Origin of the sequence: Streptomyces sp. 7N604 (genome assembly GCF_052245475.1) — a bacterium.
Classification (GTDB): Bacteria; Actinomycetota; Actinomycetes; order Streptomycetales; family Streptomycetaceae; genus Streptomyces.
Window position 1 is genome coordinate 1 of record NZ_JBQQBX010000097.1, and the last position, 1,130, is coordinate 1,130.

Genomic DNA, 1,130 nt, shown 5'->3' on the forward strand with positions numbered 1-1,130 from the left:
GACCTTTACCGGCCGTCGGAGGAGCACGACATGCTCCGCGAGTCGGTGCGCTCGCTCGCCGAGGCGAAGATCGCGCCGTTCGCCGCCGAGGTGGACGAGGAGGGCCGCTTCCCGCAGGAGGCTCTGGAGGCGCTGGTCGCGAACGACCTGCACGCGGTGCACGTCCCCGAGTCCTACGGCGGCGCCGGCGCCGACGCGCTGGCGACCGTGATCGTCATCGAGGAGGTGGCCCGCGTGTGTGCGTCCTCCTCCCTGATCCCCGCGGTCAACAAGCTCGGCTCGCTCCCGGTCATCCTCTCCGGCTCCGAGCAGCTGAAGAAGACCTACCTGAGCCAGCTCGCCAAGGGCGACGCGATGTTCTCGTACTGCCTGTCCGAGCCGGACGCGGGCTCCGACGCCGCCGGCATGAAGACCAGGGCCGTGCGCGACGGCGACGACTACGTCCTCAACGGCGTCAAGCGCTGGATCACCAACGCCGGCGTCAGCGAGTACTACACGGTCATGGCCGTGACCGACCCCGAGAAGCGCAGCAAGGGCATATCGGCGTTCGTCGTCGAGAAGTCCGACGAGGGCGTCTCCTTCGGCGCCCCGGAGAAGAAGCTGGGCATCAAGGGCTCCCCGACCCGCGAGGTCTACCTCGACAACGTCCGCATCCCCGCCGACCGCATGATCGGCGAGGAGGGCACCGGCTTCGCCACGGCCATGAAGACCCTGGACCACACCCGCATCACCATCGCGGCGCAGGCCCTGGGCATCGCGCAGGGCGCGCTGGACTACGCCAAGGGGTACGTCCAGGAGCGCAAGCAGTTCGGCAAGCCGATCGCCGACTTCCAGGGCGTCCAGTTCATGCTCGCCGACATGGCGATGAAGCTGGAGGCCGCCCGCCAGCTCACCTACGCCGCGGCCGCCAAGTCCGAGCGCCTCGACCGCGACCTGACCTTCTTCGGCGCGGCCGCCAAGTGCTACGCCTCGGACGCCGCCATGGAGATCACCACGGACGCGGTCCAGCTCCTCGGCGGCTACGGCTACACCCGCGACTACCCGGTCGAGCGCATGATGCGCGACGCCAAGATCACCCAGATCTACGAGGGCACCAACCAGGTCCAGCGCATCGTCATGGCCCGCAACCT

The 1,130-nt window shown here is 69.0% G+C and carries 1 protein-coding gene; it reads left to right on the forward strand.

What is annotated here, in order from left to right; genetic code table 11:
- A partial coding sequence (locus ACTWP8_RS38160; RefSeq protein ID WP_443326639.1) for an acyl-CoA dehydrogenase occupies positions 1 to 1,130 on the forward strand: 1,130 nt, incomplete at both ends.